We start from the raw sequence: 24445 nt of genomic DNA on the forward strand, positions 1-24445 counted from the left end.
CACTACTACTGACGAAGGAACACTATGAAGGATGTCATTCTCGGCCTGGTGGGAGTGGGGCGCATCGGCGTGATGCACGCCAACAACATCGCCGCACTCAACGGAGTCCTCAACCCGCGCGGGATCAATGTCCGGCTCAGGCTGACGGATGTGGCGGAAGGCCACGCGCGGAATATTGCCGCAGGCCTCGGTGCCGAGTTCCTGCCCTCCGTGGCGGACCTGATCGCCTCCGGCGTGCACGGCCTGGTCATCGCCACGGGAACAGGGACCCACCCGGAACTCATCCGGGCCGGAGTGGACGCTGGCATTCCGGTGTTCTGCGAAAAGCCGGTGGCCATGAACGTGGCCGATGCCCTGCCGGTGCTGGACTACATCAGGGACAACAACGGCGTGGTGCAGATCGGCCACCAGCGCCGTTTCGACGCCGGCTACCTCGAAGCCAAGCGTGCCTACCAGGCCGGCGAGCTGGGCTGGATCCATTCGCTGCGCGCGGTCACCTGCGACATGACGCCGCCGCCGGTGGAATTCCTGGCGACGTCCGGTGGCCTGTTCCGCGACTGCTCGGTCCACGACTTCGACATCCTGCGCTGGCTGACCGGCCGCGAAATCGTGGAAGTCTACGCAAAGGGGTCCAACAACGGTGATCCGGCCATCGGCGAAGTGGGCGACGTGGACACGGCCCTCGCCGTCATTACGTTCGACGACGGCACGGTGGGAACGGTTTCCGCCACCCGGTACAACGGGGCCGGCCACGATGTCCGGCTGGAGATCCAAGGGTCGAGCCGCTCGGTCATGGTGGGCCTGGACGGGAAGACGGCTATGAAGTCCGCCGAAGCCGGGATCACCTTTCCCGCCGGTGAACCGCACCAGACCTTCGCCGAGCGGTTCGACCAGGCGTACCGCTCCGAGATGGAAGCGTTTGTGGAACTGATCCTGGGCGAGCGGGAGAACCCTTGCACGCCGGAGGACGCCGTGGCAGCATCCCGGGTGGCCGATGCAGCCCAGGAATCGCTGGCAACGGGCGCGCCGGTCAAGGTGGCCCTGAAGGTAGCCAGCTGAGCTACCTCGCCACACGAAAGTGCCCCTTCCTGAACCGCTGGTTTCAGGAAGGGGCACTTTTGTTTGTCTCGGCCTGCCTTGGCTGCGGGTATGTGCCCCGTGACCCGGGCTACGCGGTGAACGGCAGCCGGGGGTCGATGTCCTGTCCGTCCCAGCTCTGCCGCACCCAGCCGTGGTGGGGGTCGTCACTGATGAGCCATTCGCGGACCGGGCCGGGCCCGGCCATCACGTTGAGGTAGTACAGGTCGTAGCCGGGCGCGGCCATGGCGGGGCCATGCCAGCCGTAGGGGACGAGCACCACGTCGCCGGTGCGGACCTCGGCGGCCACATCGATGGGGCGGTCATCGGAGGCGTAGACGCGCTGGTAGCCGATGGCGTCGGCGTCGGCAGGTGCCCTGGATCCGGCGGCAACCTGGGTCTCGAAGTAGTAGATCTCCTCGAGGTTGGTTTCCCCGTCCTTTTCCTCATCGTGCTTGTGCGGGGGGTAGGAGGACCAGTTGCCGGCGGGCGTCAGTACCTCGCAGACGATAAAGCGGTCTGCTTCCAGGGCGGCAGGGGTGCCGAAATTGTGGACCTGGCGGGAGCAGTTGCCGGCGCCGCGCAGTTCCACAGGTGTTTCCGCTGCGGTCACGAGGCGGGTGGGGTGCGAGGCCTGCGCCGGGGCCGTGGCGACGGCCACGCGCCCGCCGTCGGTTGAGCTGATGGTGACGGCCTTTCCGGTGCCTGAGTACAGGACATCACTGGGACCGTGGAACACCGAGCGCCGTCCGGTAAGGAGGTGGTCCACGCCGTCCACGGTGACGGTGAAAGAGCCGTTCAGCGGAACCACAATCCGTTCCTCTCCGGCCGCGGGAAGTTCGACGGCGGCGCCCGCCGCGAGGGTGGCGACCTTCAGGCCCGTGTGGGCCCAGCCGTCCACTGCCGTGGCGGAATCGGAGGTGCCGAGCGAGACGTCCCAGTCGCCGTCCATGGCGGAGCCCAGGGGATAGACCCAATTGGTCATGGCAGAAATCCTTGCGTTAGCGCTGTACGAGTGTCATTTCAAAGCTGTAGGAATCGGCGCGGTACACGTGGTGTCCGGTCTCGACCCGGCGGCCGGTATCGTCCACGGCCGTGCGTTCCATGGTCACCAGGGCAGAGTTCACGTCCGTCTCAAGCAGGGGCGCCTGGTAGTCGTTGGCAATCATCGCGCCGATCCGCTGGGTGGCCAGGCGGAAGTTGACGCCGCCCCGGCGCAGGATCGCATAAAGTCCTTCGGCCGCCAGCATGGCTTCGTCCATGGTGGCGATGTCATCGCGGACCCAGTTCTCCATCAGCGCCAGCGGCTTGCCGCCCACCTTGCGCAGCCGCGTGAAGTGGTAGACCTTGGAGCCGGCAGGAAGCTGAAGCGTGGCGAGGGTGGGGGCGTCGGCCTCCATGTGGGAAAAGCTCAGCACCTGTGTGGTGGGCTTCTTCCCGTTGTTGGTCAGGTCATCAAACAGGCTGGAAAGTTCCAGGGGCCGGCGGACCTGGCTGGAAACCACCTGCGTTCCCACGCCCCGCTTTCGGACCAGCAGGCCGGAGCGGACCAGTTCGTCCATGGCTTTGCGCATGGTTGGCCGGGAGAGGTTCAACTGGGCCGCAAGGTCGATTTCGTTCTCCAGCCGGCTGCCCGGCTCCAGCACGCCGCTGTGGATCGCGGCCTCAATACCCTGAACCACCTGGTGGTACAAGGGCACGGGGGAGGATCGGTCGATGGTGAGACCAAGCTGATTCGCCACTGAATGTTCCCCGCGTTCCAGGCTCAATCCCGCCCCGTCCAACAACAGGACGGGCCGAGTATGTCACCCTTTGTTCTTTTGATAGGACATGCTTCCTTTTCTCGATATTAGCAGCAACCCGGCGAGCGTCAAGGGGGTGTAATTGGCTAGTTGGTGGCGAAATGCTCGAGTGTCAATGTCCTGACGTCAGTCCAGATGATTTCGGGACGCGTGTTCCCTGTGCATCCCGCAGACGACGGCGGACGGTGACCTTCGCCGGGAAGGTGACCGTCCGCCGTCGTACTTTTTGCTGTCTTAGACCTTTGCGCCGCTCAGCAGTTCGTCGAGCCGCTCGTAGCCTTCGGTCATGCCGCCTTCCATCCCGGACTGCGCCATCCCGTCCCGGGCCTCCAGGCTGGGGTAGACGGAGTGGCCCCGCAGCCGGGTGCGGCCGTTGCCGAGGTCCTCGAAAGTCATAAATTCCAGGCTGACCACGTCCGGGTAGCCGCCAAATTCAAACGTCTGGATGGCGAACTCGTTTTCGCGGACCGTATGGAAGATGCCTTTGAATTCGTATGGCGTCCCTTCAGGCCCGGTGTGGAGGTAGCTGTAACTGCCCCCGGTACGGAAATCGTAGTGGTCGATGTCCATCTTGTAGCCCCTGGGGCCAAGCCACTGGACAATCAGGTCCGGTTCCTTGTGGGCGCGGAAGACGTCGGCAACCGGGAAATCGAACTCGCGTTCATAGTCGATAAAGGGGACGCCGTCCGGAACGCTGAGCTTCAGGGAATTGCTCATAATGACTCCTTGGAATTTAGCCGCCGCTGCCCGCGGCGTTTGATCTGAGTACGGCGTCAAGGCTGCGGAACTGCCCTTCGCGGACCAGCCTGTACTGGTCAATCCACGCTGTGAGCGCCTCGAGCCGTGCGGGGTTCAGGTGCACGGGCCGGCGCTGTGCATCCCTGGTCCGGGTGACCAGTTGCGCCTGCTCAAGTACCTGGATGTGTTTCGAGACCGCCTGCTTGGAGATCTCGAAAGGTTCCGCCAGTTCATTCACGGTGGCCGGGCCCCGGCTGAGCCGGGCGATGATGCTCCTCCGGACGGGATCGGCCAGGGCCATAAAGGCCGAGTCCAGGGTGCCGTCGTCGGAGCTCATCGTGTGGCCTTTCTACGTCATCAAACCGGTAATCAACTTCTTCATTGATCAACTGATTGATTGATTACAAATCTATGCCTGAAGCCGCCTCCGGTCAAGGAGTTTTTGTCCAGATAATGCGGTGTGGGGGAGTCCTGGCGGTCGCGCCCTAAAGCCTCACGCGCAAAAGCGTGGTGGCTAGGCCGCGGCGTGGAGCCGCGGCAGGGCGTCGACCAAAGCGGCAAGCTCCGGAATGTCCTGCGCCTCGGCCAGGGCGCGCTCCAGCGTGGTGTCATGGACCGGCCGGGCCTCCTCAAGCAGGGCCACGCCGCTGGTGGTGAGCTCCGTGTAGATTCCCCGGCGGTCATCCGCGCAAAGGATCCGCGTCAGCAGCCCGCGGTCCTCGAGGCGGTTGACCAGTCGGGTGGTGGCGCTGGCGCTGAGGGCGGTGGCGCGTGCCAGCTGCTGCATGCGCATGTGCCAGCCGTCCTGCCGGCTGAGGGCGTCCAAGACGGTGTACTCCACCACGGAGAGTTTTGATTCGGCCTGCAGTGACCGCTCCAGCTCGCCTTCGATCAGGCCGTGCAGCGCCGCCAAGGTGCGCCAGCCTTGCGCGCGAACCTCGACGGCGTCGTCCTTGATGCCCATTTTCCTGTCCTTTCCGGGTATATGCAGGGACGCCTGGGGCGTGAACCGGCACACATATCAAAGTAGTTGCTTGCGCGTTGTATCTGCTCGTGCAACAATAAATAACGCGTCTACAACTACTAGCTTACGCTTCCTATCTCTTCCCGTACATTCTCAAAGGAGCACTCCCATGCCCATCGGCCTGATAGCCCTCGCCCTCGGCGGGTTCGGCATCGGACTCACCGAGTTCGTCATCATGGGCCTGCTGCCCGAGGTTGCCGCCGATTTCCAGGTCAGCGAAGCCACGGCGGGCTGGCTGATCTCCGGCTACGCCCTCGCCGTCGTCGTTGGTGCCTTGCTGCTCACCGCGGCGGTGACACGCTTTGAGCGCAAGCCAGTTCTCGCCGTCCTGCTGGTGCTGTTCGTCGCCGGCAACCTGATCTCAGCCATTGCCCCCGATTACGGGATGATGATGATCGGCCGCATCATTGCTGCCCTGGCCCATGGAGCCTTCTTCGGAATTGGCGCCGTGGTGGCCGCGGACATGGTGGCTCCCACCAAAAAAGCCGGCGCCATCGCCATCATGTTCACCGGGCTCACGGCAGCCAATGTCCTGGGCGTACCGTTCGGCACCATGCTGGGACAGGCTGCCGGCTGGCGCTCCACGTTCTGGGCCATCACCGTGATTGGTGTCATCGCCCTCGCAGGAATCCTCACGCTGGTGCCCAAGACCGGACACGGCGACACGGTGCCGGGATCCTTGCGCACTGAACTGCGCGCCTTCCGGTCCGGCCAGGTCTGGCTCTCCATCCTGGTCACCATCCTCGGCTATGGCGGGATGTTCGGCGCCTTTACCTACATCGCCTTCACGCTCACCGAGGTTTCCGGCTTCGCGGCGTCCACCGTGCCGTGGCTGCTCATCGTCTTCGGCGTTGGCCTGTTCATCGGCAACACCCTCGGCGGCAAGGCCGCGGACCGCAACGTGGACCGCACGCTCGTGGTGGTGCTCTCCGTACTCGTGGTGGTGCTGGTCGGCTTTGCCCTGACTGCAGGCAACCAGGTGCTCACCATCGCCTCCATCGTCCTGATGGGCGGCTTCGGATTCGCCACCGTTCCCGGCCTGCAGATGCGGGTGATGAAGTACGCGTCCAGCGCACCAACGCTCGCGTCCGGAGCCAACATTGGCGCCTTCAACGTGGGCAACGCCCTCGGGGCATGGCTCGGTGGCGTAACCATCACCGCCGGCCTCGGCTACACCTCACCCATCTGGGCCGGCGCCGGCATCACCCTGCTGGGCCTCGTCGTTATGGTCATCGCCGCCGCAGGGGCCAAGCGGACCGGAGCGCGGGCTGCCGCGCTGCCCTCACCCGCGCAGCTGGCGCCGTCCGCCCCCGGCGAGCAAGGCGCCGTCGAACGCGCAGACGCCCTGCTCTAGCTTTTCCACGTCCGCACACGCCACCCAAGGAGAACCCATGACGTCCACCCCCATCACCCCAACCATCCCGGCGATCACCCTTAATAACGGGGTGCGGATGCCGCAGCTTGGATTCGGCGTCTTCCAGGTTTCCGACGCCGACACCACCGCCGCGGTCAGCCTCGCCTTGGCTGCCGGTTACCGCAGCGTCGACACCGCCGCGATCTACGGCAACGAGGCGGGCACCGGTCGCGCCATCGCAGATTCGGGCATCGACCGCGCAGAGCTGTTTATCACCTCCAAGCTCTGGGTGGCCGACCTCGGCTATGTCGCCACCCTGACTGCCTTCGAGGCCAGCCTGGAGAAGCTGGGACTGGACTACCTCGACCTTTACCTCATCCACTGGCCCGCACCGGCCACCGACCGGTACCTGGAGGCCTGGCGTGCGCTGGAACAGTTGCTGGCCGCCGGCAGGGTCAGGGCGATCGGCGTTTCCAACTTCCTCCCGGAACACCTGCAGAAAGTCATTGATCTGGGCGGCACGGTACCGGCAATCAACCAGATCGAGCTCCACCCGGCGCTCCAGCAGCGCGAGCTTGCCGCTTTCAACACCGAGCACGGGATCGTTACGGAAGCCTGGAGCCCGCTTGCCCAGGGCGCCGTGCTGGCCGATCCTGCGGTGGTTGCGATAGCAGACAGCCACGGTGTCAGCCCTGCGCAGGTCATCCTGCGCTGGCACCTGCAGCAGGGAAGGATCATCATCCCCAAGTCGGTGACGCCGGAGCGGATCCGGGAGAACCTGGACGTCTTTGGCTTCGAGCTGACCGCGGACGAACTGTCCGTGATCGACGCCCTCGAGCGGGACGGCCGCACAGGTCCGCATCCGGCAGAGTTCAACGGCTAAAGGGTCCCGGCTGCGGTGCCGGGCCCGGCTAACCATGGCCCTAGGCTGGGGGAATGAATAACCGATACCTGGTGTCCCGTGAACGATTCATCCCCGCATCGCCGGAAGAGATCTTCGAGGTGCTGGCCACGCCGGCGCTGCATAGCGTGATTGACGGCTCCGGCACCGTGAAGGGTGCCCAGCCCCGCGGCCCGGAGCGGCTCGAACTCGGAGCCCGCTTCGGCATGGAGATGAACATGAAAGTGGACTACAAAATCCTCAACACCGTCTGCGAATTCGAGGAAGGCCGGCGCATTGCCTGGCGCCATTTCTACGGCCACGTCTGGCGCTACATCCTGGTACCGGCCACCGACAACGCCGGTACCGCCGGGACGCGCGTCACTGAACAGTGGGATGCCAGGGCAGTCCGGGGCAAGTTTTTCCTCCGGATGGCAGGCTACCTGCGCCGCCACCCGGCCAGCATCGAGAAGACCCTGCTCCGGCTCGATCAGCACCTGACGGGCGCCGCCGGGGTAACAGACTAAGCCCCGGCATGAACCCCTCCGGCGGCCTGACCCCGAGCCCGCGGACCCTTGAGGTCGAAAGCCTCGACGCCTTCGACCGCCTGCTGGCGGCAGGGGCCGTGGCCATGCGCGGCTGGCACGCCCAGTCACTGGACCTGCGTGGCCGGAAGGTGGCGCTGGAGACACTGGACGTGGAAGGCGCAATTTTCCTCGGCTGCACCTTCGATCAGGGGGTGGAGGACGCCCTCCGGCACCGCGGCGCGCTGATCTTTCCCAGGCTGGAGGGGGTGCCGTTCGATGCCTACCGGGCCCGGCTGTACACGCCGCAGGAACTCTACGCCGGGCTGGCATCGAGGCCCTACGAGGAACTGCCCGATGCGCTCGTTTATCAGTGGAGCATCCGCCCCGGTCAGCGTCGCCGGCTTGATGCCACGCTGGCTTCGGCGCTGCACGACCACTCCATCGGCGACGCCCTGGAGGAATTCATGCGGTCGGAGCATTCCACGGGCAGAACCACCGTGGGAGTGATGGGCGGGCATGCCGCACAAAGAGGCACCCCGGACTACGCCCAGGCAGCGCAGCTCGGCGGGCTCCTTGCAGAGTCCGGGCGGATGGTGGCCACCGGCGGCGGCCCCGGCGCCATGGAAGCAGCCAACCTGGGCGCGTACCTCAGCCGGATTCCGGATGCCGAGTTCCAGGACGTGCTGGCCGGATTTGGAACCGTCCCCGGGTTCCGGCCCTCAGTGTCCGCGTGGGCACGCGAGGCGGCCGCCGTCGTCGAACGTTATCCGAACGGAACCCCCTCGTTGGGTATCCCCACCTGGTTCTACGGGCATGAGCCGCCCAACTACTTCGCCACGCATATCGCCAAGTACTTCGCCAATTCAATCCGTGAGGCGATCCTGCTGGAACTTTGCGACGGCGGAGTCATCTTCCTGCCGGGAGCGGCGGGTACCGTGCAGGAAATCTTCCAGGACGCCTGCGAAAACTACTACGGCGCCCGGGAAGCAGTCACGCCCATGGTGCTCGTTGGCAGGCGACATTGGGAAATGGAGTTACCTGCGTGGCCGATGCTGCACAAACTGGCCGCAGGCCGGCCCATGGCGGAGCGGATCTTCCTCGTGGACAGCGTGGGTGAAGCGCTCGCGGTGCTGGGCGGCTAGCCCACCACGGTGCCGAAAGCCAGTCCCAGCACGTAAGTCACGGCGGCGGCCCCGAGGCCAATGGCAAGCTGGCGCAGGCCGCGGCTCAGAGGCGACGTCCCGGACAGTAGCCCAACGATTCCGCCGGTCACCAGCAGCGCCAGCCCCACGAGCACGCCGGCCACAATCAGTGCCGTCAGTCCGGTCAGGCCGAAGAGGAACGGCAGGATGGGGACCACGGCGCCGGAGGCGAAGAAGCAGAAGCTGGACAGGGCAGCACCCCACGCCGTACCCACGGCTTCGTGCTGGTCCTCGGTCTCGGGCAGTTCGGGCTGCAGGGACAGGCTGGGATCGCAGTCGCAGCCGAGCAGGCCCATGCGTTCGGCAACGCGGTGCTCGGCTGCCTCGCGGGACATGCCTCGCGCCAAGTAGACGAGCAGGAGCTCGTTGTGTTCGAGGTCCAGCTTCGGGGCCGCGGCGAGGGTGATCTGGGTGGGGCGGGTGGCCGCCAGCAGCTCCCGCTGGGAGCGCACCGAAACGAACTCGCCGGCCGCCATGGACATGGCTCCCGCCAGGAGCCCGGCTATGCCGCTGAGGAGCACCACACTGCTGGCAACGCCGGATGCGGCCATCCCCACCACAAGTGAGAGGTTGCTGACCAGTCCATCGTTGGCACCGAAGACGGCGGCCCGGAAGGTGCCGGCGAGCCGGTTGCGGCCCCGGGTGGCCAGGCCACGGACCACTTCCTCATGGATTTGTTCGTCTGCCGCCATGGCGGCAGTGGCGTTGGGATCCTTGGCGTAGGGGGAGCGGCCTTCGGCGCGCTGGGCCAGGGCCAGGACAAAGACAGAGCCGAAATGGCGGGCCAAAAAGCCCAGCAGCTGGCTGCGGAGAGACGCCGGCCGGGCCTTGTGTGCGTGCTCACCGAGGAGCTGGAGCCAGTGTGCCTCGTGCCGGCCTTCGGCTTCGGCGAGGGCCAGCAGGATGGCGCGCTCTTCACCCTCGCGGTTCTGTGCCAGATCGCGATAGACGGCGGCCTCTGCGCGTTCGTCCGCCAGGTATTGGCGCCACCGGCGGAGGTCGGCCGTGGTGGGCGTGCCGGCTTCCGGGGACGCATCGGCGGACGGCTGGGTTGGGCTTGAATTGGCGTGGTGAGTCACGGGGGCTCCTATGCTGGACTGGGCATGGTTCGGCCCCATTGCGGAGCCAGCTTACCGCGTAATTCCGCGGATTTTCGGCTGGCTGACCTCACTGCAGAGTTTCGGCTTCCCTTAAAATTTTGCCCCTCCAAGGCCGCTCCCGAGGTGGTTCCAGAGGCGGTTCCAAAGACCCTTGACCGGGCTGTCGGGCGGTGCTGTGATGAAGGTGTGGAGCCCGTTGGCGACACCACAACGAGCACGTCAGGCGATCAAACGGAGGTTGAACCATGAACACCGCCGGACCCCAACCGGACATGCCGCACCTCGAGTCAGTTGAAGCGGATCCCGCGTACGACTACGCCGAGGATGTCCCCATCAGCGAGGATGATTGGGACGCCGGGGACGAACTCGTGGACTCCGAACACGCGGTGGTCCCGACGCCCCCGGTGGAAGTGGATGCCGAGGAGCGCGTGGTTCCCTTGGATGATGACGAATTCCGCGGAACTGAATAGAACGGACGACGGCGGCACTTCCGGTTTCGTTGATGCGGAACCGAAAGTGCCGCCGTCGTGCGCCTAATGTAGTTCACTAGGATTGCTCCAGGGATGGGGCCGGACCGCCGGCCACGAAAGGTCCGCACATGAAGGCACTGCCAGTAGAGCCGAGCAACGTTCCGGTGGCCATCGGGTCCAGGATCCGTGCTGCCCGGCAGTCGCAGCGCCTGACCATCGAACAGGTTGCGGACGCCACCGGCCTGACCAAGGGTTTCCTCAGCCGCGTGGAGCGGGACCTTACCTCTCCCTCCGTGGCCTCGCTGGTGACCCTGTGCCAGGTTCTGTCCATCTCCATTGGCGACCTGTTCGCTGCCCCCGAGACGCACCTGACCAAGCGGGATGAAGGTCCCCGAATCTCTCTGGGTGGCGAAGGCATTGTGGAGCGCCTGCTGACGGCCCGGTCCGAGCGGCGCATCCAAATCATCCAGGCCGTCATCGGGCCGCACGGCCGGGGCGAAGCTGAACTGTATGCCGTGGACTGCGATGTCGATGTGCTCCATGTGATCAAGGGCCACATCCGCCTGATCATGACCAACGAGGAATTCGAGCTCACCACCGGCGATACCGTGACCTTCCCCGGGCGCGAACCACACACCTGGGTCAATCCGACGGACGAGCCGGCGGAGGTTCTCTGGGTCCTGGTCCCCGCGGCCAGCCGGTAGGGCGCGGTTTTGTAAACAGTTGATGCGCAGGGGGCAACCCAGGTCTATGATGGCTGTCACAGATCAACCCTTATAGGAGAGGCCCGCCGTGAAAGAGCTGCGCATTGAAGCCAATGGGAACCTCGGTCCCATCGATTCTGCCCGCGTTCCGCGGTACGCCGGAGCCGCCACTTATGCGCGCCTCCCGCGCCTGGACCAGGTGGCCAAAGCTGATGTGACGGTGGTGGGTGTGCCCTTCGACTCCGGCGTTTCGTACCGGCCCGGCGCGCGGTTCGGGGCCAACCACGTCCGGGAGGCCAGCCGCCTGTTGCGTCCCTATAACCCCGCCTGGGACGTCAGCCCGTTCGAAAACGTGCAGGTGGCCGACGCCGGTGACATGGCGGTCAACCCCTTCAACATCAACGAAGCCATTGAAACCATCCAGCAGAACGCCCTGGACCTCACAGCTGCCGGCAGCAAACTGGTGACCCTCGGCGGGGACCACACCATCGCCCTGCCGCTGCTCCGCGCAGCCGCTGAACGTGCGGGCGGCCCCGTTGCGATGCTGCACTTCGATGCGCATCTGGATACCTGGGACACCTACTTCGGCGCGGAATATACGCACGGAACTCCGTTCCGGCGGGCCGTCGAGGAAGGCATCCTGAACACCGACGCGATCAGCCATGTTGGCACGCGCGGGCCGCTCTACGGCAAGAAGGATCTCGACGACGACCACCGCTTCGGGTTCGGCATCGTCACCTCCGCCGACGTCTACTACCAGGGCGTCCTGGAGACTGTGGCCAAGGTGCGCGACCGGATCGGCAACCGCCCGCTGTACATCTCCGTGGACATCGACGTCCTGGATCCCGCGCACGCACCCGGCACCGGAACCCCCGAAGCCGGCGGCATCACCAGCCGAGAGCTCCTGGAAATCATCCGCGGCCTCCGTGGGCTGAATCTCGTTGGAGCCGACATCGTCGAAGTGGCCCCGGCCTACGACCACGCAGAAATCACCGGCGTGGCCGCCAGTCACGTGGCCTATGAGCTGGTCACCCTGATGGCGGACAATGCAGTGGAAGGTGACCGCTTCGGCGCAGCCAACGGCTACGCTGCCCAGGCCCTTGGCCAGGATGTCCGCCAGCCCGCGGGTTTCGCCGCCGCCACGAAGGAGTCCTAAGGATGATTGATTTCGAACCTGGCACAGCAGCTACCGCCTCCGCCTCCGCCTCCGCGGGGGACGGGACCGGCGCCGGCCAGCGCAACGGCGGGGACCTCGTCGTCGAGACCCTTGAAGCGCTCGGCGCCAAGACCGTCTTTGGCATCCCGGGCCAGCACGCACTGGGGCTGTTTGATGCCATGGGCCGCGGCAACCTGCATTTTGTGTCCTCCCGGGTGGAGAACAACAGCGCCTTCGCGGCCGACGGCTATGCCCGGGCCACGGGGGAGGTGGGTGTGCTGTTCCTGTCCACCGGGCCGGGCGCGCTGACGTCCCTCGCCGGGCTGCAGGAGGCCTACGCCACCGGCGTGCCCATGGTGGTGGTGGCCAGCCAGATCCCCCTCGAGGGCCTGGGTGCCCGGCGCAAGGGCATGCTGCACCAGCTCGATGACCAGAAGGCCTCGGCCGCGAACGTCACCAAGAGCCAGCGCCTGATCCAGCACGCGTCCGGGATCCCGTCGGCCATCCAGGACGCCTGGACCGAGGCCATCTCCTCGCCGCAGGGTCCGGTGTGGCTGGAAATCCCGCAGAACGTGCTGCTGGATCCCATCATGGTCCCGCCGGTGGAGGACGCGCTGGCCGAGGCGGCGGACAACCCTCCGCGGGTGGAACTGATCCGGGAGGCAGTGAGGTGGCTGTCGACGGCGGAACGTCCGGCCATCATTGCCGGCGGAGGTACCCGGCGGGGCCGGGCGGAGAAGTCCCTGCTGTCGATCGCGGAAAAACTGCGGGCGCCGGTGATCTGCACCCCGGGCGGCAACGGCGCGTTTCCTTGGAACCACGAACTGTCGCTGCAGTCCTGGATCGAGGACCGGTACATGACCGACGTCCTGGAGGCTGCGGACGTCCTGATCGTGATCGGTTCGTCCCTGGGTGAGGTCACCTCCAATTACTTCACCTTCGAGCCCCGCGGCCGGATCATCCAGATCGACGCCGAGCCGCGGGTGCTCGAGTCCAACCGCCCGGGCCTGGGTATCCGTGCTGACGCCGGCCAGGCGCTCGCCGCCCTCGACGAAGCCCTGACGGGTGAGCGTGCTGAATCCGGCCAGGCAGAACGGCCCAACTGGCATGGCGCCACCCCCGAAGCGCTGGTCAAGGAGTCCCTCGCCAAGGTCCGCGCCCGGCTGGAATCGCAGGACCTGGCCAAGGAACTGAAGTTCATGGCCGATATCCGGGAGGCGGTGCCGGCGGGCATCCAGACCTTCTGGGACATGACCATCGCCGCGTACTGGGGCTGGAGCTGTTGGGACGCCCGGGAAGGCCAGTTCCACTCTGCCCAAGGCGCCGGCGGCCTTGGCTATGGCTTCCCCGCGGCCATCGGCGGCGCCGTAGGCCTGGAAACGGTGGGCAGGGCCGGCCGGGTACTAGCCGTCTCCGGGGACGGATCGGCCATGTACTCCATCTCCGAGCTCGCCACCGCCAAGCAGCACAACATCCCTGTCACCTGGCTCATTGTGGACGACGGCGGCTACGGCATCCTGCGTGAATACATGGTGGGCGCCTTCGGTAAGGCAACCGCCACCGAGCTCGCCCGGCCGGACTTCGTCAAGCTCGCTGAAGCGTTCGGGATACCGGCAACGCGCGTGGCCCCTGAGGGCGTGGGGGACGCGCTTAAAGCGGGCTTCGCGGCGGACGGGCCGAACGTCGTCGTCGTCGAAACGCTCCTTAAAATGTTCGCTCCCACCCATCTGGACGGCTGACCGGTCTAGGAACCAAAACTCCGCTCCGCCATAGCGCGGAGCGGCCCATGAGGCCCCCGGTCCGGAAGGAGTGGGGGCCTCGCCCATCTTCTTAGTTTCCCAAAGCAACCATTTAATTATATAGTTGCTTGAGGCAAACACTGAGGAGCATTCATCATGGCAGTCGCGCCGGACACCGCAGCGGACCTGGTCTACCGCATTTTCGACCTTCAGCGCATGGTCCGGTGTGTGGCCGCGGCGAGCTTCAGCGGGCAGGACACCGGTGTGGCGTTGCAGGGTGTGCTGCGGTTCGTGGGGGAGGGGGAGTCCCGCGCCACGCACCTCGCGGAGCGCCTCGGCGTCTCCGCTCCAGTCCTCAGCCGCCATATCGCGGACCTCGAGGAGCAGGGCTACGTTATCCGGCGGCAGGACCCGGCGGACGGGCGCGCCCAGCTGGTGGCCCTGTCGACGGCCGGCGTGGAGAAGCTCCGGCAGATCGAGGAGCACCGCACTGCCACCCTGCAGGGCTACCTCAGCGACTGGAGCCAGGAGGACGCCGAAGACACGGCGCGAATGCTGACCAAGCTCTCCGACTCCCTCAAACAATCAACCCGGGCAACGGCGGCCGGACACATCACCACCCCGACCCCGTAGAAGGATTGACATGTCGAGCCAACCACCCGCCGCACCGCCCTTGGCGATGACCCACCGCCAGATCATGGAAGCCCTGACCGGGCTCCTCGCAGCGTTTTTCACCGCCATTCTCAGCAGCACCATCGTGGCGAACGCGCTGCCCACCATCATGTCCGACCTCCACGGCACCCAGACCGACTTCGCCTGGGTGATCACGGCCGCGCTCCTGGCGAACGCCGTCACCACCCCCATCTGGGGCAAGCTGGCCGACCTCTTCAACAAGAAGGTCCTGGTCCAGCTCAGCATCGTCATCTTCGTGGCCGGCTCGGTGATGGCCGGACTTTCCGAGACCATCCCGCTGCTGCTCACAGCACGCGTTATCCAGGGCGCTGCCATGGGTGGGCTCACCGCCCTGGCCCAGGCCATCATCGGCACCATGATCCCGCCCCGTGACCGCGGCAAATATTCCGGCTACATGGGCGGCGTGATGGCAGTCGGCACCGCCGGCGGACCGCTGCTCGGCGGATTCATCGTGGACAGCCCGCTGGGCTGGCGCTGGACGTTCTTCGTCTGCGTGCCGCTCGCCGTCGTCGCCCTCATCCTGCTGCAGGTCACCCTGAAGATCCAGCACATCAGGCGTCCCGCCAAGATCGACTGGCTCGGCTCCATCCTGCTGACGTCCGGCGTCAGCCTGCTCCTAATCTGGGTTTCCTTCGCCGGCAAGCCGGCCTACTACGACTGGGTTTCCTGGCAGTCGGCCGCCATGGTGGGCGGCGGCGTAGTGCTGCTGGCCCTCCTGGTTCTGGTTGAATCCAAAGTGGAGCAGCCCATCATCCCGCTCAAGATCATCTCCGAACGCACCACCGCGCTGGCCATCATCGCCTCCGTGGCAGTGGGCGTCGCAATGTTCGGCTCCACCACCTTCCTGGGCCAGTACTTCCAGGTGGCACGCGGCGCCACTCCCACGGAAGCCGGGCTCCTGACCCTTCCCATGATCGCCGGCAACCTGACGGGCTCCGTTCTTTCGGGTCTCCTGATTAGCCGCACCGGCAAATGGAAGGGCTACCTGATCGGCGGTTCCATCCTGCTGATCGGCGGCCTGGGCCTTGCCGGCACCATGGACCACACCACCGAGCTCTGGCAGGCCGGGCTCTTCACGGCCATCCTTGGCCTTGGCCTCGGCATGCTGATGCAGAACCTGGTGCTGGCCGTCCAGAATACGGTCCGCGCTTCGGACATCGGCACAGCCAGCGCGTCGGTGGCCTTCTTCCGGTCGGTGGGCGGGGCGATCGGCGTGGCCGTGCTTGGTGCCGTGCTCAGCAGCCGGGTCAACGAACTCGCCACGCAGGGTCTGGCAGCAGCCGGTATCCCGGTGACGGGTGGCTCTGCCGGGGCCAGCATGGACCTCGTGGACATGCCTGCACCCGTCCGCGAGATCATGCGCGCTGCCTACGGCGATGCCACAGCTGAGGTCTTCCTGATTTCTGCCGGCGTGGCCGTAGTGGCCCTGCTCTCCGTCCTGTTCATCAAGGAACGCCCGCTGCGGCGCACGGTGGACATCCAGCCGGCCGCCCGGTCGAAGGCAGACGCTGAAAGCTCGACGCCGGAACTCACCAACGCGGCGCGCTGATCCACGGCAAACTGATCACCTTCGCGTACCCCCCAGGGATGATTTTGCCCGGGCGTATTTCGCCCGGGCAACGGATTTCGTAGAGTAGGTAGGCTAAGAATGTCAGCCTCTGCTGCTACTACTTGTCTCACCATTTCGCGCTCTCTCCCTTAAGGACCCATGGGCATGCTCCTGACCCTGATACGGCGCTATTCCAAGCCGTATATGCCGTACATCGTGGCCGTGATTTTTTTCCAGCTGGCGTCCACCATCGCGGCGCTCTACCTGCCCAGCCTCAACGCCCAGATCATCGATGAAGGCGTTTCCCGCGGTGACACCGACTTCATTTGGCGCACCGGAGCCGTGATGCTCCTCGTGGCCCTGGTCCAGGTCGGCGCGGCCATCGCCGGGGTCTACTTCGGCTCCAAGACGGCCATGGCCATAGGGCGCGACCTCCGCCGCGGGGTGTTCCGCAAGGTCACCAGTTTCTCCGCGAAGGACGTAAACACGTTCGGCGCCCCCACCCTCATCACCCGCGGCACGAACGATGTCCAGCAGGTTCAGATGCTGGTGCTGATGGGCCTGAACTTCATGGTGGCTACCCCCATCATGTGCATCGGCGGCATCATCATGGCGCTGCGCGAGGACCTCAGCCTGTCCTGGCTGGTCTGGGTGTCCGTGCCTGTGCTGGTTGTGGTGGTGGGCTACCTGGTGGTCCGGCTGATGCCCCTCTTCCGCGCCATGCAGAAGAAAATCGATCGCATCAACGCCGTGCTGCGAGAGCAGATCATCGGCATCAGGGTGGTCCGCGCCTTTGTCCGCGAACCCTACGAGACCGGCCGCTTTGGTGTCGCCAACAAGGACCTGACCGACGTCTCCCTGAAGATCGGGGCCCTGTTTGTCCTGATGTTCCCTGCCATCGGCATGATCCTGCACCTTTCCACTGCCGCAGTGCTGTGGTTCGGCGGTCAGCGTGTGGATTCCGGCGACATGCAGGTGGGCTCCCTGACCGCCTTCCTGCAGTACCTGCTGCAAATCCTGATGGCCGTCATGATGGGCACATTTATGGCCATGATGATCCCGCGCGCCTCCGTCTGCGCGGACCGCATTGGTGAAGTGCTCGACGTCGAACCCTCCATCCACGATCCCGAACGTCCCGAAACACCCGCCGCCCTCGCCGGCGTCGTGGAGTACAGGAACGTCACCTTTGCCTACCCCGGCGCCGAGTCGCCGGTGCTGAGCAACATCAGCTTCACAGCGAAGCCGGGCGAGACCGTGGCCATCATCGGTTCCACCGGTGCAGGCAAGACCTCCCTGCTGTCCCTGCTGCCACGCCTTTACGACATTGCCGAGGGCGAAGTCCTGCTGGACGGCGTCTCCGTCAGTAACCTGGACCGGGCCGAGATCACCAGGCGCGTTGCCCTGGTCCCGCAGCGGCCCTATCTCTTCTCCGGCACCATCGAGCACAACCTGCGTTTCGGCAAGACCGAAGCCACGGAGCAGGAACTGTGGGATGCGCTGCACATCGCCCAGGGCGAGGAATTTGTCCGGGCGAAAAAGAACGGACTGAACTCCCGCATCGCGCAGGGCGGCACCAACGTCTCCGGCGGCCAGCGGCAGCGGCTGTGTATTGCCCGCGCTTTGGTCACCAAGCCCAAGGTGTTCCTCTTTGACGATTCCTTCTCGGCCTTGGACGTGGCCACTGATGCCAGGCTCCGCGCCGCGCTGAAACGGACCACCGCCGATGCCACCGTGATCATCGTGGCCCAGCGCATCTCCACCATCACCGAAGCGGACCAGATTTTGGTCCTGGACAACGGCAGGATCGTTGACCGCGGAACGCACGAGGAACTCCTGGAAACCTCGCCCACCTACCAGGAAATTGTTGAATCCCAGCTGAGCGTGGAGGAAATGGCATGAGCGCCGCCAAGAAGGACCCCACCGGCCTGAACCTCGAAAAGACGGAATCCGAGGCAACCCCGGAGGACCTCCTGGAGGACGACGAATTCTTCGAGGAGGAATTCAAGCCCTCCGAGGCCGACGGCGATATGTTCGGCGGCATGCCCGCCAAAAAGGCGGAACACTTCTGGCCCTCTGCCAAACGGCTGCTGGGCCTGCTGAAGCCTGAAGCCGCAGGCATCTACGCCGTGGTGGGCCTGGTGGTGGTGTCGGTCGTCCTGAACGTTATCGCCCCGAAGATCCTGGGCCAGGCCATGGACGTGATCTTCGGCGGCGTGGTGGGCAAACAACTGCCCGCAGGCGCGAGCAAAGAACAGTTCGTTGACGGGCTGCGCCAGCAGGGCCAGGAAAACTTCGCGGACATGATCGCGAAGATGGAACTGGTGCCCGGCACCGGGATTAACTTCCAGAAACTGTCCGTCCTGATCGCCATCGTGCTGCTGATGTACTTCGTGGCCAACATCTTCCTGTGGCTGCAGGGCTACGTGCTGAACCGCATCGTCATGAAGGTGATCCGCCGGCTCCGCGACGACACCGAGAAGAAGCTGAACCGGCTCCCGCTGAACTACTTCGACACCCGCCAGCGCGGCGACGTGCTCTCCCGCGTGACGAACGACGTCGATAACGTCCAGCAGGCGCTGCAGCAGGCCTTCGCGCAGCTGATCAGCTCGGTCCTGACAGTGATCGGCATTGTCATCATGATGTTCATCGTGTCCTGGCAGCTCGCCCTGATCGCCCTGATCGCACTTCCGCTGTCGGGTGTTGCGGCAGGACTGATTGGTTCGCGGAGCCAAAAACTCTTCGCCGCCCAGTGGAAGAATACGGGTGAGCTGAACGGCCAGATTGAGGAATCCTTCTCCGGGCACGATCTGGTGCGGGTGTTCGGCCGTGACGCCGACATGCTGGAACGCTTCGAAGAGCGGAACGAGGCCCTCTACAAGGCCAGCTTCGGCGCCCAGTTCGTCTCCGGCATGATCTTCCCGGTCATGCAGTTCGTCTCCTACCTCAGCTACGTGGGCATCGCCGTGGTGGGCGGGCTGCGGGTGGCTTCGGGTTCGATGTCCCTCGGTGACGCGACGGCTTTCATCCAGTATTCCCGCGAGTTCACCCAGCCGCTGGGGCAGATGGCCGGCATGGCCAATATGCTGCAGTCCGGTGTGGCTTCCTCCGAGCGGGTCTTCGAATTCCTCGACGCCGACGAACAGGACGCCGAGACCGCCACCGAGCACCTGCCGGCCAAAACCGACGGGCACGTGGAGTTCCAGGACGTCACGTTCAGCTACACCGAGGACAAACCCCTCATCGAGAACCTGTCCTTCACGGCCGAGCCCGGGCACACCGTGGCGATCGTCGGCCCCACCGGCGCGGGCAAGACCACCCTGGTCAACCTGGTGATGCGCTTCTACGAGCTCAACTCGGGGTCCATCACCCTGGACGGCGTGGACATCACCAGGCTGAGCCGCTCCGAGCTGCGGTCCAAGGTGGGCATGGTCCTCCAGGATGCCTGGCTGTTCGGAGGCTCCATCTACGACAACATCCGCTACGGCAACCTGGACGCCACCGAGGAACAGGTCATGGCAGCGGCCAAGGCCACCTTCGTGGACCGCTTCGTGCGCGCCCTGCCGGATGGCTACGACACCGTCATCGACGAGGAAGGCAACAACGTCAGCGCCGGTGAGAAGCAGCTCATCACCATCGCCCGCGCTTTTGTGGCCAACCCGTCGCTGCTCATCCTGGACGAGGCCACCAGCTCCGTGGACACGCGCACCGAACTGCTCGTCCAGAAAGCCATGGCGGCGCTGCGGACGGACCGCACCAGCTTTGTGATCGCCCACCGGCTTTCCACCATCCGCGATGCCGACACCATCCTGGTGATGGAGAACGGCAAGATCGTGGAGCAGGGCAACCATAAGACGCTGCTGGCAGCCCAGGGTGCCTACTACCGCCTGTACATGTCCCAGTTCTCCGGTTCCGACATTGAAGAAACGGTTGTGGACGATTCGACGGCGGTCCACAGCTGAGCGCGCAGGAAACCGGCCTGCAGCGGGCTGGTTCAGAGGAGACGGCGGCTGTGGCTCCAAGTAGCGCCGAACCCCGGCGCATCGAGGTCCTGGTGCCCATGCGCTGGGGCGACATGGACGCCTACGGGCACATCAACAACGTCCAGATTGTGCGGATGATGGAGGAAGCCCGGATCGCTGCGTTTGGCCCGCCGCGGGGTACCGGCATGCCGGGCGTCGAGCCCGAAGTCGGGCTCTTCAACGAGGTCCCCGAGGGAACCCTGGCTCTCGTGGTGGACCACAAGATCCGATACGTCAGGACCCTTGAGTACCGCAATGTCCCGGCCGTGGTCCAGGTGTGGATCGGGGCCGTGAAGGGCGCCAGTTTCGACATCCACTACGTGGTGCAGGACCCGGTGACCGGCGAGGACTGCGTCCGGGCCAGCAGCCATCTTGCCTTTGTGGACGAGGCCTCCGGGCGCGTCCTGCGTCTGACACCCGAGCAGAAGGAACGGATGGCTCCGTTCACCTTTTGACCCGTTGCACGGCGGCGGTGCAGACCTGAAACTGGGTATATCCACTAAGGAGCGTTGACCATGGCCAAGAAAACCAAAAAGACCTGGAAAGAGATGTCACCGGCGGCACGGGCGGGATTCGTGGCCGTAGGAATCGTGCAGGTGGCGCTGATGCTGGCTGCCCAGCGGGACATCAGCAAGCGCCCGGCAGCCCAAATCAACGGGCCAAAGGCGGCCTGGCGGGCGGCGGCCCTCATCAATTTCATCGGACCCATGGGCTATTTCATTCTTGGGCGCAAGCGGCCCGGTGCGGTTACTTAGGTCGCACCGTCAAGATCCGCCGCGCAAGGTCCGCGGGAACCGGTACCTAGGAGCAGGCACCCAGCTTGAGCCTGTAAATTTGAACATATGACCCCGCCTCCCAAGCCTGCAATGCACCGCGCCCTCGGCGTCTCCAAGGAGATCGAGGAGGCCGCGTGGTTTGTGCTCGGTCCGGGCCTGCAGGGCAAGCCCTCGGCCCTGGACGGCAAGACCCTGACCTGGACGGCCGACGCCGCGGCAGAGCTGCTGGAACGCCTGGAACGGGGAGTGGCAGACGCCAAGGCGCCCATGATGACCAACCTGCGGCAGAACCTCGAGGGCGCCTCCCGCGAGGCGAAACAGCTCGCCGTGGAACTCCTCTTCCTGCAGTCGCTGCCCTTGGCCCACGAGGTGAAGTCGCTCAAGGTGAAGCGCGCCCGGGTGGCAGAAGCTGCGTCCTGGCTGGAGCCTGCGCTGGAGCTGCCCGAAGAACTGTACAAGGACATGACGGACCACGGCGTGATCAGGGACCGCACCGCCGAATTCAACTGGACCATCTGGGACCACCTGAAATGGCTCTGCCGCTTCGTGCAGCACGTGGACCAGCAGGTTCCAGCGGCCATCACCAAGGCGCTGAAGGATCCTCTAAAGTTCCACGAGCTGGCCGCCGGCGCACCCGAGGACCAGCCCGCCATCCGCCGCAGCATCGAGTACCTTGCCTGGCCGAGCTATTTTGAACCGGTGGTGGCCGATGTGGAACGCCGGGAGATCCGTGACGCCTTCGCTTCCCTGGTGGGCGGTGCCAACGGTGACTCGGACGAGGACATTACCGCCGATATCCACCGCATCCGCCTGCACCTGGACGAACAGGCCGGGCAGCGCATCGACTGGTACGCCCGCCAGCTGGTGAGCCAGTGGCGGAAGGTCGGTGACCCGGGGCGCCGCGCCTGGCTGCTGCGGACCCACAGCGACAACGCCGAGCTCCTCACCTCCTGGCACGAGGAGGAGAAGGTGACGCTCGACGTCGAACACCTCCGCCACCTCAACCCCGGCGTGACTGCCGGGCTGGTGCAGCACGCGGTGGATGAAGACTACAAGCACCTGGGCTACGTGGAGCGGGAGGACACCAAAACCGCCGTGTTCGCGTTCCTGACGGTCATGAAACCCGGCGACCTTGTCCTGTACCAGAACTCGGGCACGGTACGGCTCGGCGTGGTGCTGGGCGAACCTGAGCACAATGAGGACAACCGCCAGATGCGGCGGAAGGTCCGCTGGCTCGACGACGAAGGGCACGCCACGGCCGAGCTGCCCCGCCACGTGCAGCGCCAGCTGGCCACCGCCGGCATCATCGTGGACGTCACCAAGGTGGTGCAGGCGCTGCAGGCGCTCGTCCCCGGCGAAGCGGAACCGGACGACGACGACCCCGCAACAGCCGCCGTCGAAGTCGTCCCCGTGCCGGAGGGCTTTCGCCCGCTGGACCGCGCCTTCGCGGATTCGCTCCACATGGACCTTGAGCCGCTGCAGGAGATCGCTGAACTGCTGGAGGAGAACCGCCAGTTGGTTCTCTACGGTCCGCCCGGAACCGGCAAGACGTACCTCGCCAAGCACCTCGCCGCGGAGCTCGCGCAGGACAGCACGGACGAACGGGTGAAGCTGGTGCAGTTCCACCCGTCCTACGCGTATGAGGACTTTTTCGAAGGCTACCGGCCGGACAAAACCGATGAGGGCCAGGTGTCCTTCAAGCTGGTGGCGGGGCCGCTGCGCCGGTTGGCGGAGGAAGCAGCCAAGCCAGGAAACGAAAAGAAGCCCTACTTCCTGATCATCGACGAGATGAATCGCGCCAACCTGGCCAAGGTCTTCGGTGAGCTGTACTTCCTGCTCGAGTATCGCGACGACAGGATCTACCTGCAGTACAGCCCCAACGAGCCGTTTACGCTGCCGGACAACCTTTACATCATCGGCACCATGAACACCGCAGACCGGTCCATCGCCATGATGGACGCCGCCATCCGCCGCCGGTTCGCCTTCATCGAGCTGCACCCGCAGACCGAACCGGTCAAGGGCTCGCTGCTGCGCTTCCTGCAGGCACGGCAACTCGACACCACCCCGGCGCTGCTGCTCGATGCGCTCAACGCGGCCATTGACGAGTGGGACCGGGACCTGATGATCGGGCCGTCGTACTTCATGAAGCCCGCCGCGCAGACCCCCGCCGGGCTGCGCCGGATCTGGAAGTACGAGCTGATGCCGCTGCTGGAAGAGCACTACCACGGCCAGCTGACCCGGGCGCAGCTGGAGGAGCGGTTCGGGCTGGAGCCGCTGCTGGGACGCCTTGCGGCCAGCTAAGGAGTTCCCGGCTGAGTCTGGCCCGGCCAAGCGGCTACCGGCGAAGCCAGTGCCTGCCAAGCCCGTGCCGGCTAAGCCCGTGCAGGCTCCGGCGCACGGCGTGCCCGCCAAGGGGAGCAAGCACCTGGTCCTGGACGAGCTGTCCGGCGGCGTTGTGGAGCGGCTCGACGCCGCCAGCGCCGCGTTCCTAAACTCGAGCGGGCTGGCTAAGGCGTCCCCGATGGGCATGGGCCTTTACCGGATCGAGCCGGTGGGCAAGGTGGGTTCGGTCCGCACGGCAACTATGCAGCTTGATGTCCGGCCCAAGGACCGGCTGGGCCTGAGCCGGCTGCTTTTCCTCCTCAGCTACGGCGGTAACCAGGGCTTCCGGGCCGATTCTGTGTCCGCTGTCGAGGACCGCGAACTGTGGAGTGCGCTGGCGGAGTCGCTAGCGCAGCTGGCGGAGCGTGCCTTGGGCCGCGGGGTACTGCAGGGCTACCTGACGGTGGATGAGTCCCTCCGCACGGTCAAGGGCCGCATCAGGATTTCGGACCAGATTTCCCGCCGCCCTGGCATGCTGGTGCCGCTGGAGGTGTCGTACGACGAGTTCACCGAGGACATCGCCGAAAACCGGATCCTGCGCGCGGCTTTGGAACGCATGGGCCAGGTCCCGCGCGTCCGGCCTGAGGTCCTGAGCCGCTTGCGCCAGCTCAAGGGAAAGCTCGACGCCGTCACCCGACTTCCGGCCGGTGCTCCGCTGCCGTCGTGGACGCCGAGCAGGATGAACGCCCGCTACCACTCGGTGCTGCGCCTGGCCGGGCTGATCCTCCGGAACGCGTCGGCCGAAGCGGGCGAGGGCAAGCAGCAGACGGCGTCGTTCGTGGTGGACATGGCGCAGGTGTTTGAGGACTTCGTGGGCGCGGCGCTCCGCGAGGCCATGGCGGTGTATCCGGGGGAGACCCGGCTGCAGTACAACGCACTCCTCAGCGAGGCCGTCCACGATGCCGACAGGCTCTCGGTTAGCCCGGATGCCGTGCACCTTCTGGACGGCCGCCCCGTGGTGGTCTACAACGCCAAGTACAAAGCCGCCGCGGATCTCGGTGCGTCCCTGACTGTCGACCACTATCAGATGCTGGCCCACTGCACCGCCCTGGGCGTGCCGACGGCCTGGCTCGTCTATGCGGGGGCCGGCGAGATGAAGCTGCGGCGGATCCTCAACACTGATATCGACATAGTGGAGTTTCCGCTGGATCTGTCGCTGCCGCCGTCGGACATCCTTGCCTCGGTGGCGGAGCTGGCACGGCAGTCCTGGGACGAAGTCGTCCGCACGTCCCTAAGACGCTAGGCGGCGGCCA

General features: G+C 65.5%; 23 protein-coding genes. 17 read left to right on the plus strand and 6 right to left on the minus strand.

Annotation, left to right across the window (positions count from 1 at the left end; translation table 11 throughout):
* The first annotated feature begins 24 nt into the window (after window positions 1-24).
* Entirely contained in the window at window positions 25-1059 is a 1035-nt protein-coding gene (locus AC1MCD_RS04100) for a Gfo/Idh/MocA family oxidoreductase (RefSeq protein WP_498676094.1), read from the plus strand.
* A 109-nt stretch (window positions 1060-1168) separates the two neighbouring features.
* On the opposite strand, the gene iolB is transcribed toward AC1MCD_RS04100, so the two are convergent.
* From iolB to AC1MCD_RS04125, 5 genes are all read right to left on the minus strand, one after another.
* A complete protein-coding gene (gene iolB / locus AC1MCD_RS04105; RefSeq protein WP_498676096.1) occupies window positions 1169-2062 on the minus strand; it encodes a 5-deoxy-glucuronate isomerase in 894 nt (297 codons plus the stop codon).
* 16 nt (window positions 2063-2078) lie between these two features.
* Window positions 2079-2819 (minus strand): GntR family transcriptional regulator, encoded by a 741-nt coding sequence (locus AC1MCD_RS04110; protein WP_190988069.1) that lies wholly within the window; start codon window positions 2817-2819, stop codon window positions 2079-2081.
* A 294-nt stretch (window positions 2820-3113) separates the two neighbouring features.
* Window positions 3114-3596, minus strand: a complete 483-nt coding sequence (locus tag AC1MCD_RS04115) for an SRPBCC family protein (protein WP_498676098.1) — start codon at window positions 3594-3596, stop codon at window positions 3114-3116.
* Between the two features lie 16 nt (window positions 3597-3612).
* Window positions 3613-3954, minus strand: a complete 342-nt coding sequence (locus AC1MCD_RS04120; protein WP_498676100.1) for an ArsR/SmtB family transcription factor — start codon at window positions 3952-3954, stop codon at window positions 3613-3615.
* 177 nt (window positions 3955-4131) lie between these two features.
* The gene (locus AC1MCD_RS04125) at window positions 4132-4581 is read right to left on the minus strand and encodes a MarR family winged helix-turn-helix transcriptional regulator (protein WP_498676101.1); all 450 of its coding nucleotides are present in this window, start codon (window positions 4579-4581) and stop codon (window positions 4132-4134) included.
* Window positions 4582-4750: 169 nt separating this feature from the next.
* Between AC1MCD_RS04125 and AC1MCD_RS04130 the strand changes: the two genes are divergently transcribed.
* The 4 genes from AC1MCD_RS04130 to AC1MCD_RS04145 are packed head-to-tail and all read left to right on the plus strand — an operon-like array spanning window position 4751 to window position 8544.
* Window positions 4751-5995: an MFS transporter gene (locus AC1MCD_RS04130; RefSeq protein WP_498676103.1), complete on the plus strand. Its 1245-nt coding sequence runs from the start codon at window positions 4751-4753 to the stop codon at window positions 5993-5995.
* Between the two features lie 37 nt (window positions 5996-6032).
* Window positions 6033-6878 carry an aldo/keto reductase gene (locus AC1MCD_RS04135; protein WP_498676106.1) on the plus strand — a complete coding sequence of 282 codons (846 nt, stop codon included), beginning with the start codon at window positions 6033-6035 and terminating at the stop codon, window positions 6876-6878.
* Between the two features lie 53 nt (window positions 6879-6931).
* Window positions 6932-7402: an SRPBCC family protein gene (locus AC1MCD_RS04140; protein WP_498676107.1), complete on the plus strand. Its 471-nt coding sequence runs from the start codon at window positions 6932-6934 to the stop codon at window positions 7400-7402.
* Window positions 7403-7410: 8 nt separating this feature from the next.
* Window positions 7411-8544, plus strand: a complete 1134-nt coding sequence (locus AC1MCD_RS04145) for an LOG family protein (RefSeq protein ID WP_498676108.1) — start codon at window positions 7411-7413, stop codon at window positions 8542-8544.
* Here the strand turns inward: AC1MCD_RS04145 and AC1MCD_RS04150 are convergent.
* Window positions 8541-9683, minus strand: a complete 1143-nt coding sequence (locus AC1MCD_RS04150; RefSeq protein WP_498676109.1) for a VIT1/CCC1 transporter family protein — start codon at window positions 9681-9683, stop codon at window positions 8541-8543. The genes AC1MCD_RS04145 and AC1MCD_RS04150 overlap by 4 nt on opposite strands.
* 266 nt (window positions 9684-9949) lie before the next feature.
* On the opposite strand from AC1MCD_RS04150, the gene AC1MCD_RS04155 reads away from it, so the two are divergent.
* From AC1MCD_RS04155 to AC1MCD_RS04210, 12 genes are all read left to right on the plus strand, one after another.
* A complete protein-coding gene (locus AC1MCD_RS04155) occupies window positions 9950-10174 on the plus strand; it encodes a hypothetical protein (protein ID WP_498676111.1) in 225 nt (74 codons plus the stop codon).
* A 128-nt stretch (window positions 10175-10302) separates the two neighbouring features.
* Entirely contained in the window at window positions 10303-10878 is a 576-nt protein-coding gene (locus tag AC1MCD_RS04160; RefSeq protein ID WP_498676112.1) for a helix-turn-helix domain-containing protein, read from the plus strand.
* A gap of 88 nt (window positions 10879-10966) precedes the next feature.
* Window positions 10967-12034: an agmatinase gene (speB, locus tag AC1MCD_RS04165; protein ID WP_498676114.1), complete on the plus strand. Its 1068-nt coding sequence runs from the start codon at window positions 10967-10969 to the stop codon at window positions 12032-12034.
* Between the two features lie 2 nt (window positions 12035-12036).
* Window positions 12037-13773, plus strand: coding sequence for a thiamine pyrophosphate-binding protein (locus AC1MCD_RS04170; RefSeq protein WP_498676117.1), 1737 nt, complete (start codon window positions 12037-12039; stop codon window positions 13771-13773).
* A 156-nt stretch (window positions 13774-13929) separates the two neighbouring features.
* Window positions 13930-14406, plus strand: coding sequence for a MarR family winged helix-turn-helix transcriptional regulator (locus AC1MCD_RS04175; protein ID WP_498676118.1), 477 nt, complete (start codon window positions 13930-13932; stop codon window positions 14404-14406).
* 10 nt (window positions 14407-14416) lie between these two features.
* Window positions 14417-16015 (plus strand): MFS transporter, encoded by a 1599-nt coding sequence (locus AC1MCD_RS04180; RefSeq protein ID WP_498676120.1) that lies wholly within the window; start codon window positions 14417-14419, stop codon window positions 16013-16015.
* Window positions 16016-16180: 165 nt separating this feature from the next.
* On the plus strand, window positions 16181-17914 hold the full coding sequence (locus AC1MCD_RS04185; RefSeq protein WP_498678166.1) for an ABC transporter ATP-binding protein: 1734 nt from the start codon (window positions 16181-16183) through the stop codon (window positions 17912-17914).
* Window positions 17911-19974 carry an ABC transporter ATP-binding protein gene (locus AC1MCD_RS04190; protein WP_498676123.1) on the plus strand — a complete coding sequence of 688 codons (2064 nt, stop codon included), beginning with the start codon at window positions 17911-17913 and terminating at the stop codon, window positions 19972-19974. The genes AC1MCD_RS04185 and AC1MCD_RS04190 overlap by 4 nt, the downstream gene beginning before the upstream one ends.
* Window positions 19975-20072: 98 nt before the next feature.
* Entirely contained in the window at window positions 20073-20489 is a 417-nt protein-coding gene (locus AC1MCD_RS04195) for an acyl-CoA thioesterase (protein ID WP_498678168.1), read from the plus strand.
* A gap of 60 nt (window positions 20490-20549) precedes the next feature.
* Window positions 20550-20789, plus strand: coding sequence for a PLDc N-terminal domain-containing protein (locus tag AC1MCD_RS04200; RefSeq protein ID WP_498676125.1), 240 nt, complete (start codon window positions 20550-20552; stop codon window positions 20787-20789).
* Between the two features lie 87 nt (window positions 20790-20876).
* Window positions 20877-23111 carry an McrB family protein gene (locus tag AC1MCD_RS04205; protein WP_498676127.1) on the plus strand — a complete coding sequence of 745 codons (2235 nt, stop codon included), beginning with the start codon at window positions 20877-20879 and terminating at the stop codon, window positions 23109-23111.
* A gap of 130 nt (window positions 23112-23241) precedes the next feature.
* The gene (locus tag AC1MCD_RS04210) at window positions 23242-24435 is read left to right on the plus strand and encodes a 5-methylcytosine restriction system specificity protein McrC (RefSeq protein ID WP_498678169.1); all 1194 of its coding nucleotides are present in this window, start codon (window positions 23242-23244) and stop codon (window positions 24433-24435) included.
* Window positions 24436-24445 lie beyond the last annotated feature (10 nt).

This window comes from Arthrobacter sp. BF1, from assembly GCF_056680215.1.

What these genes read in the sequence shown, in the direction of transcription:
- AC1MCD_RS04155 (WP_498676111.1), top strand. Translation starts at nt 9,950, where the DNA reads ATGAACACCGCCGGACCCCAACCGGACATGCCGCACCTCGAGTCAGTT.
- AC1MCD_RS04200 (WP_498676125.1), top strand. Translation starts at nt 20,550, where the DNA reads ATGGCCAAGAAAACCAAAAAGACCTGGAAAGAGATGTCACCGGCGGCA.
- AC1MCD_RS04160 (WP_498676112.1), top strand. Translation starts at nt 10,303, where the DNA reads ATGAAGGCACTGCCAGTAGAGCCGAGCAACGTTCCGGTGGCCATCGGG.
- AC1MCD_RS04135 (WP_498676106.1), top strand. Translation starts at nt 6,033, where the DNA reads ATGACGTCCACCCCCATCACCCCAACCATCCCGGCGATCACCCTTAAT.
- AC1MCD_RS04175 (WP_498676118.1), top strand. Translation starts at nt 13,930, where the DNA reads ATGGCAGTCGCGCCGGACACCGCAGCGGACCTGGTCTACCGCATTTTC.
- AC1MCD_RS04195 (WP_498678168.1), top strand. Translation starts at nt 20,073, where the DNA reads ATGCGCTGGGGCGACATGGACGCCTACGGGCACATCAACAACGTCCAG.
- AC1MCD_RS04170 (WP_498676117.1), top strand. Translation starts at nt 12,037, where the DNA reads ATGATTGATTTCGAACCTGGCACAGCAGCTACCGCCTCCGCCTCCGCC.
- AC1MCD_RS04185 (WP_498678166.1), top strand. Translation starts at nt 16,181, where the DNA reads ATGCTCCTGACCCTGATACGGCGCTATTCCAAGCCGTATATGCCGTAC.
- AC1MCD_RS04140 (WP_498676107.1), top strand. Translation starts at nt 6,932, where the DNA reads ATGAATAACCGATACCTGGTGTCCCGTGAACGATTCATCCCCGCATCG.
- AC1MCD_RS04180 (WP_498676120.1), top strand. Translation starts at nt 14,417, where the DNA reads ATGTCGAGCCAACCACCCGCCGCACCGCCCTTGGCGATGACCCACCGC.
- AC1MCD_RS04205 (WP_498676127.1), top strand. Translation starts at nt 20,877, where the DNA reads ATGACCCCGCCTCCCAAGCCTGCAATGCACCGCGCCCTCGGCGTCTCC.
- AC1MCD_RS04115 (WP_498676098.1), bottom strand. Translation starts at nt 3,596, where the DNA reads ATGAGCAATTCCCTGAAGCTCAGCGTTCCGGACGGCGTCCCCTTTATC.
- AC1MCD_RS04130 (WP_498676103.1), top strand. Translation starts at nt 4,751, where the DNA reads ATGCCCATCGGCCTGATAGCCCTCGCCCTCGGCGGGTTCGGCATCGGA.
- AC1MCD_RS04100 (WP_498676094.1), top strand. Translation starts at nt 25, where the DNA reads ATGAAGGATGTCATTCTCGGCCTGGTGGGAGTGGGGCGCATCGGCGTG.
- AC1MCD_RS04125 (WP_498676101.1), bottom strand. Translation starts at nt 4,581, where the DNA reads ATGGGCATCAAGGACGACGCCGTCGAGGTTCGCGCGCAAGGCTGGCGC.
- AC1MCD_RS04145 (WP_498676108.1), top strand. Translation starts at nt 7,411, where the DNA reads ATGAACCCCTCCGGCGGCCTGACCCCGAGCCCGCGGACCCTTGAGGTC.
- AC1MCD_RS04190 (WP_498676123.1), top strand. Translation starts at nt 17,911, where the DNA reads ATGAGCGCCGCCAAGAAGGACCCCACCGGCCTGAACCTCGAAAAGACG.
- iolB (WP_498676096.1), bottom strand. Translation starts at nt 2,062, where the DNA reads ATGACCAATTGGGTCTATCCCCTGGGCTCCGCCATGGACGGCGACTGG.
- AC1MCD_RS04120 (WP_498676100.1), bottom strand. Translation starts at nt 3,954, where the DNA reads ATGAGCTCCGACGACGGCACCCTGGACTCGGCCTTTATGGCCCTGGCC.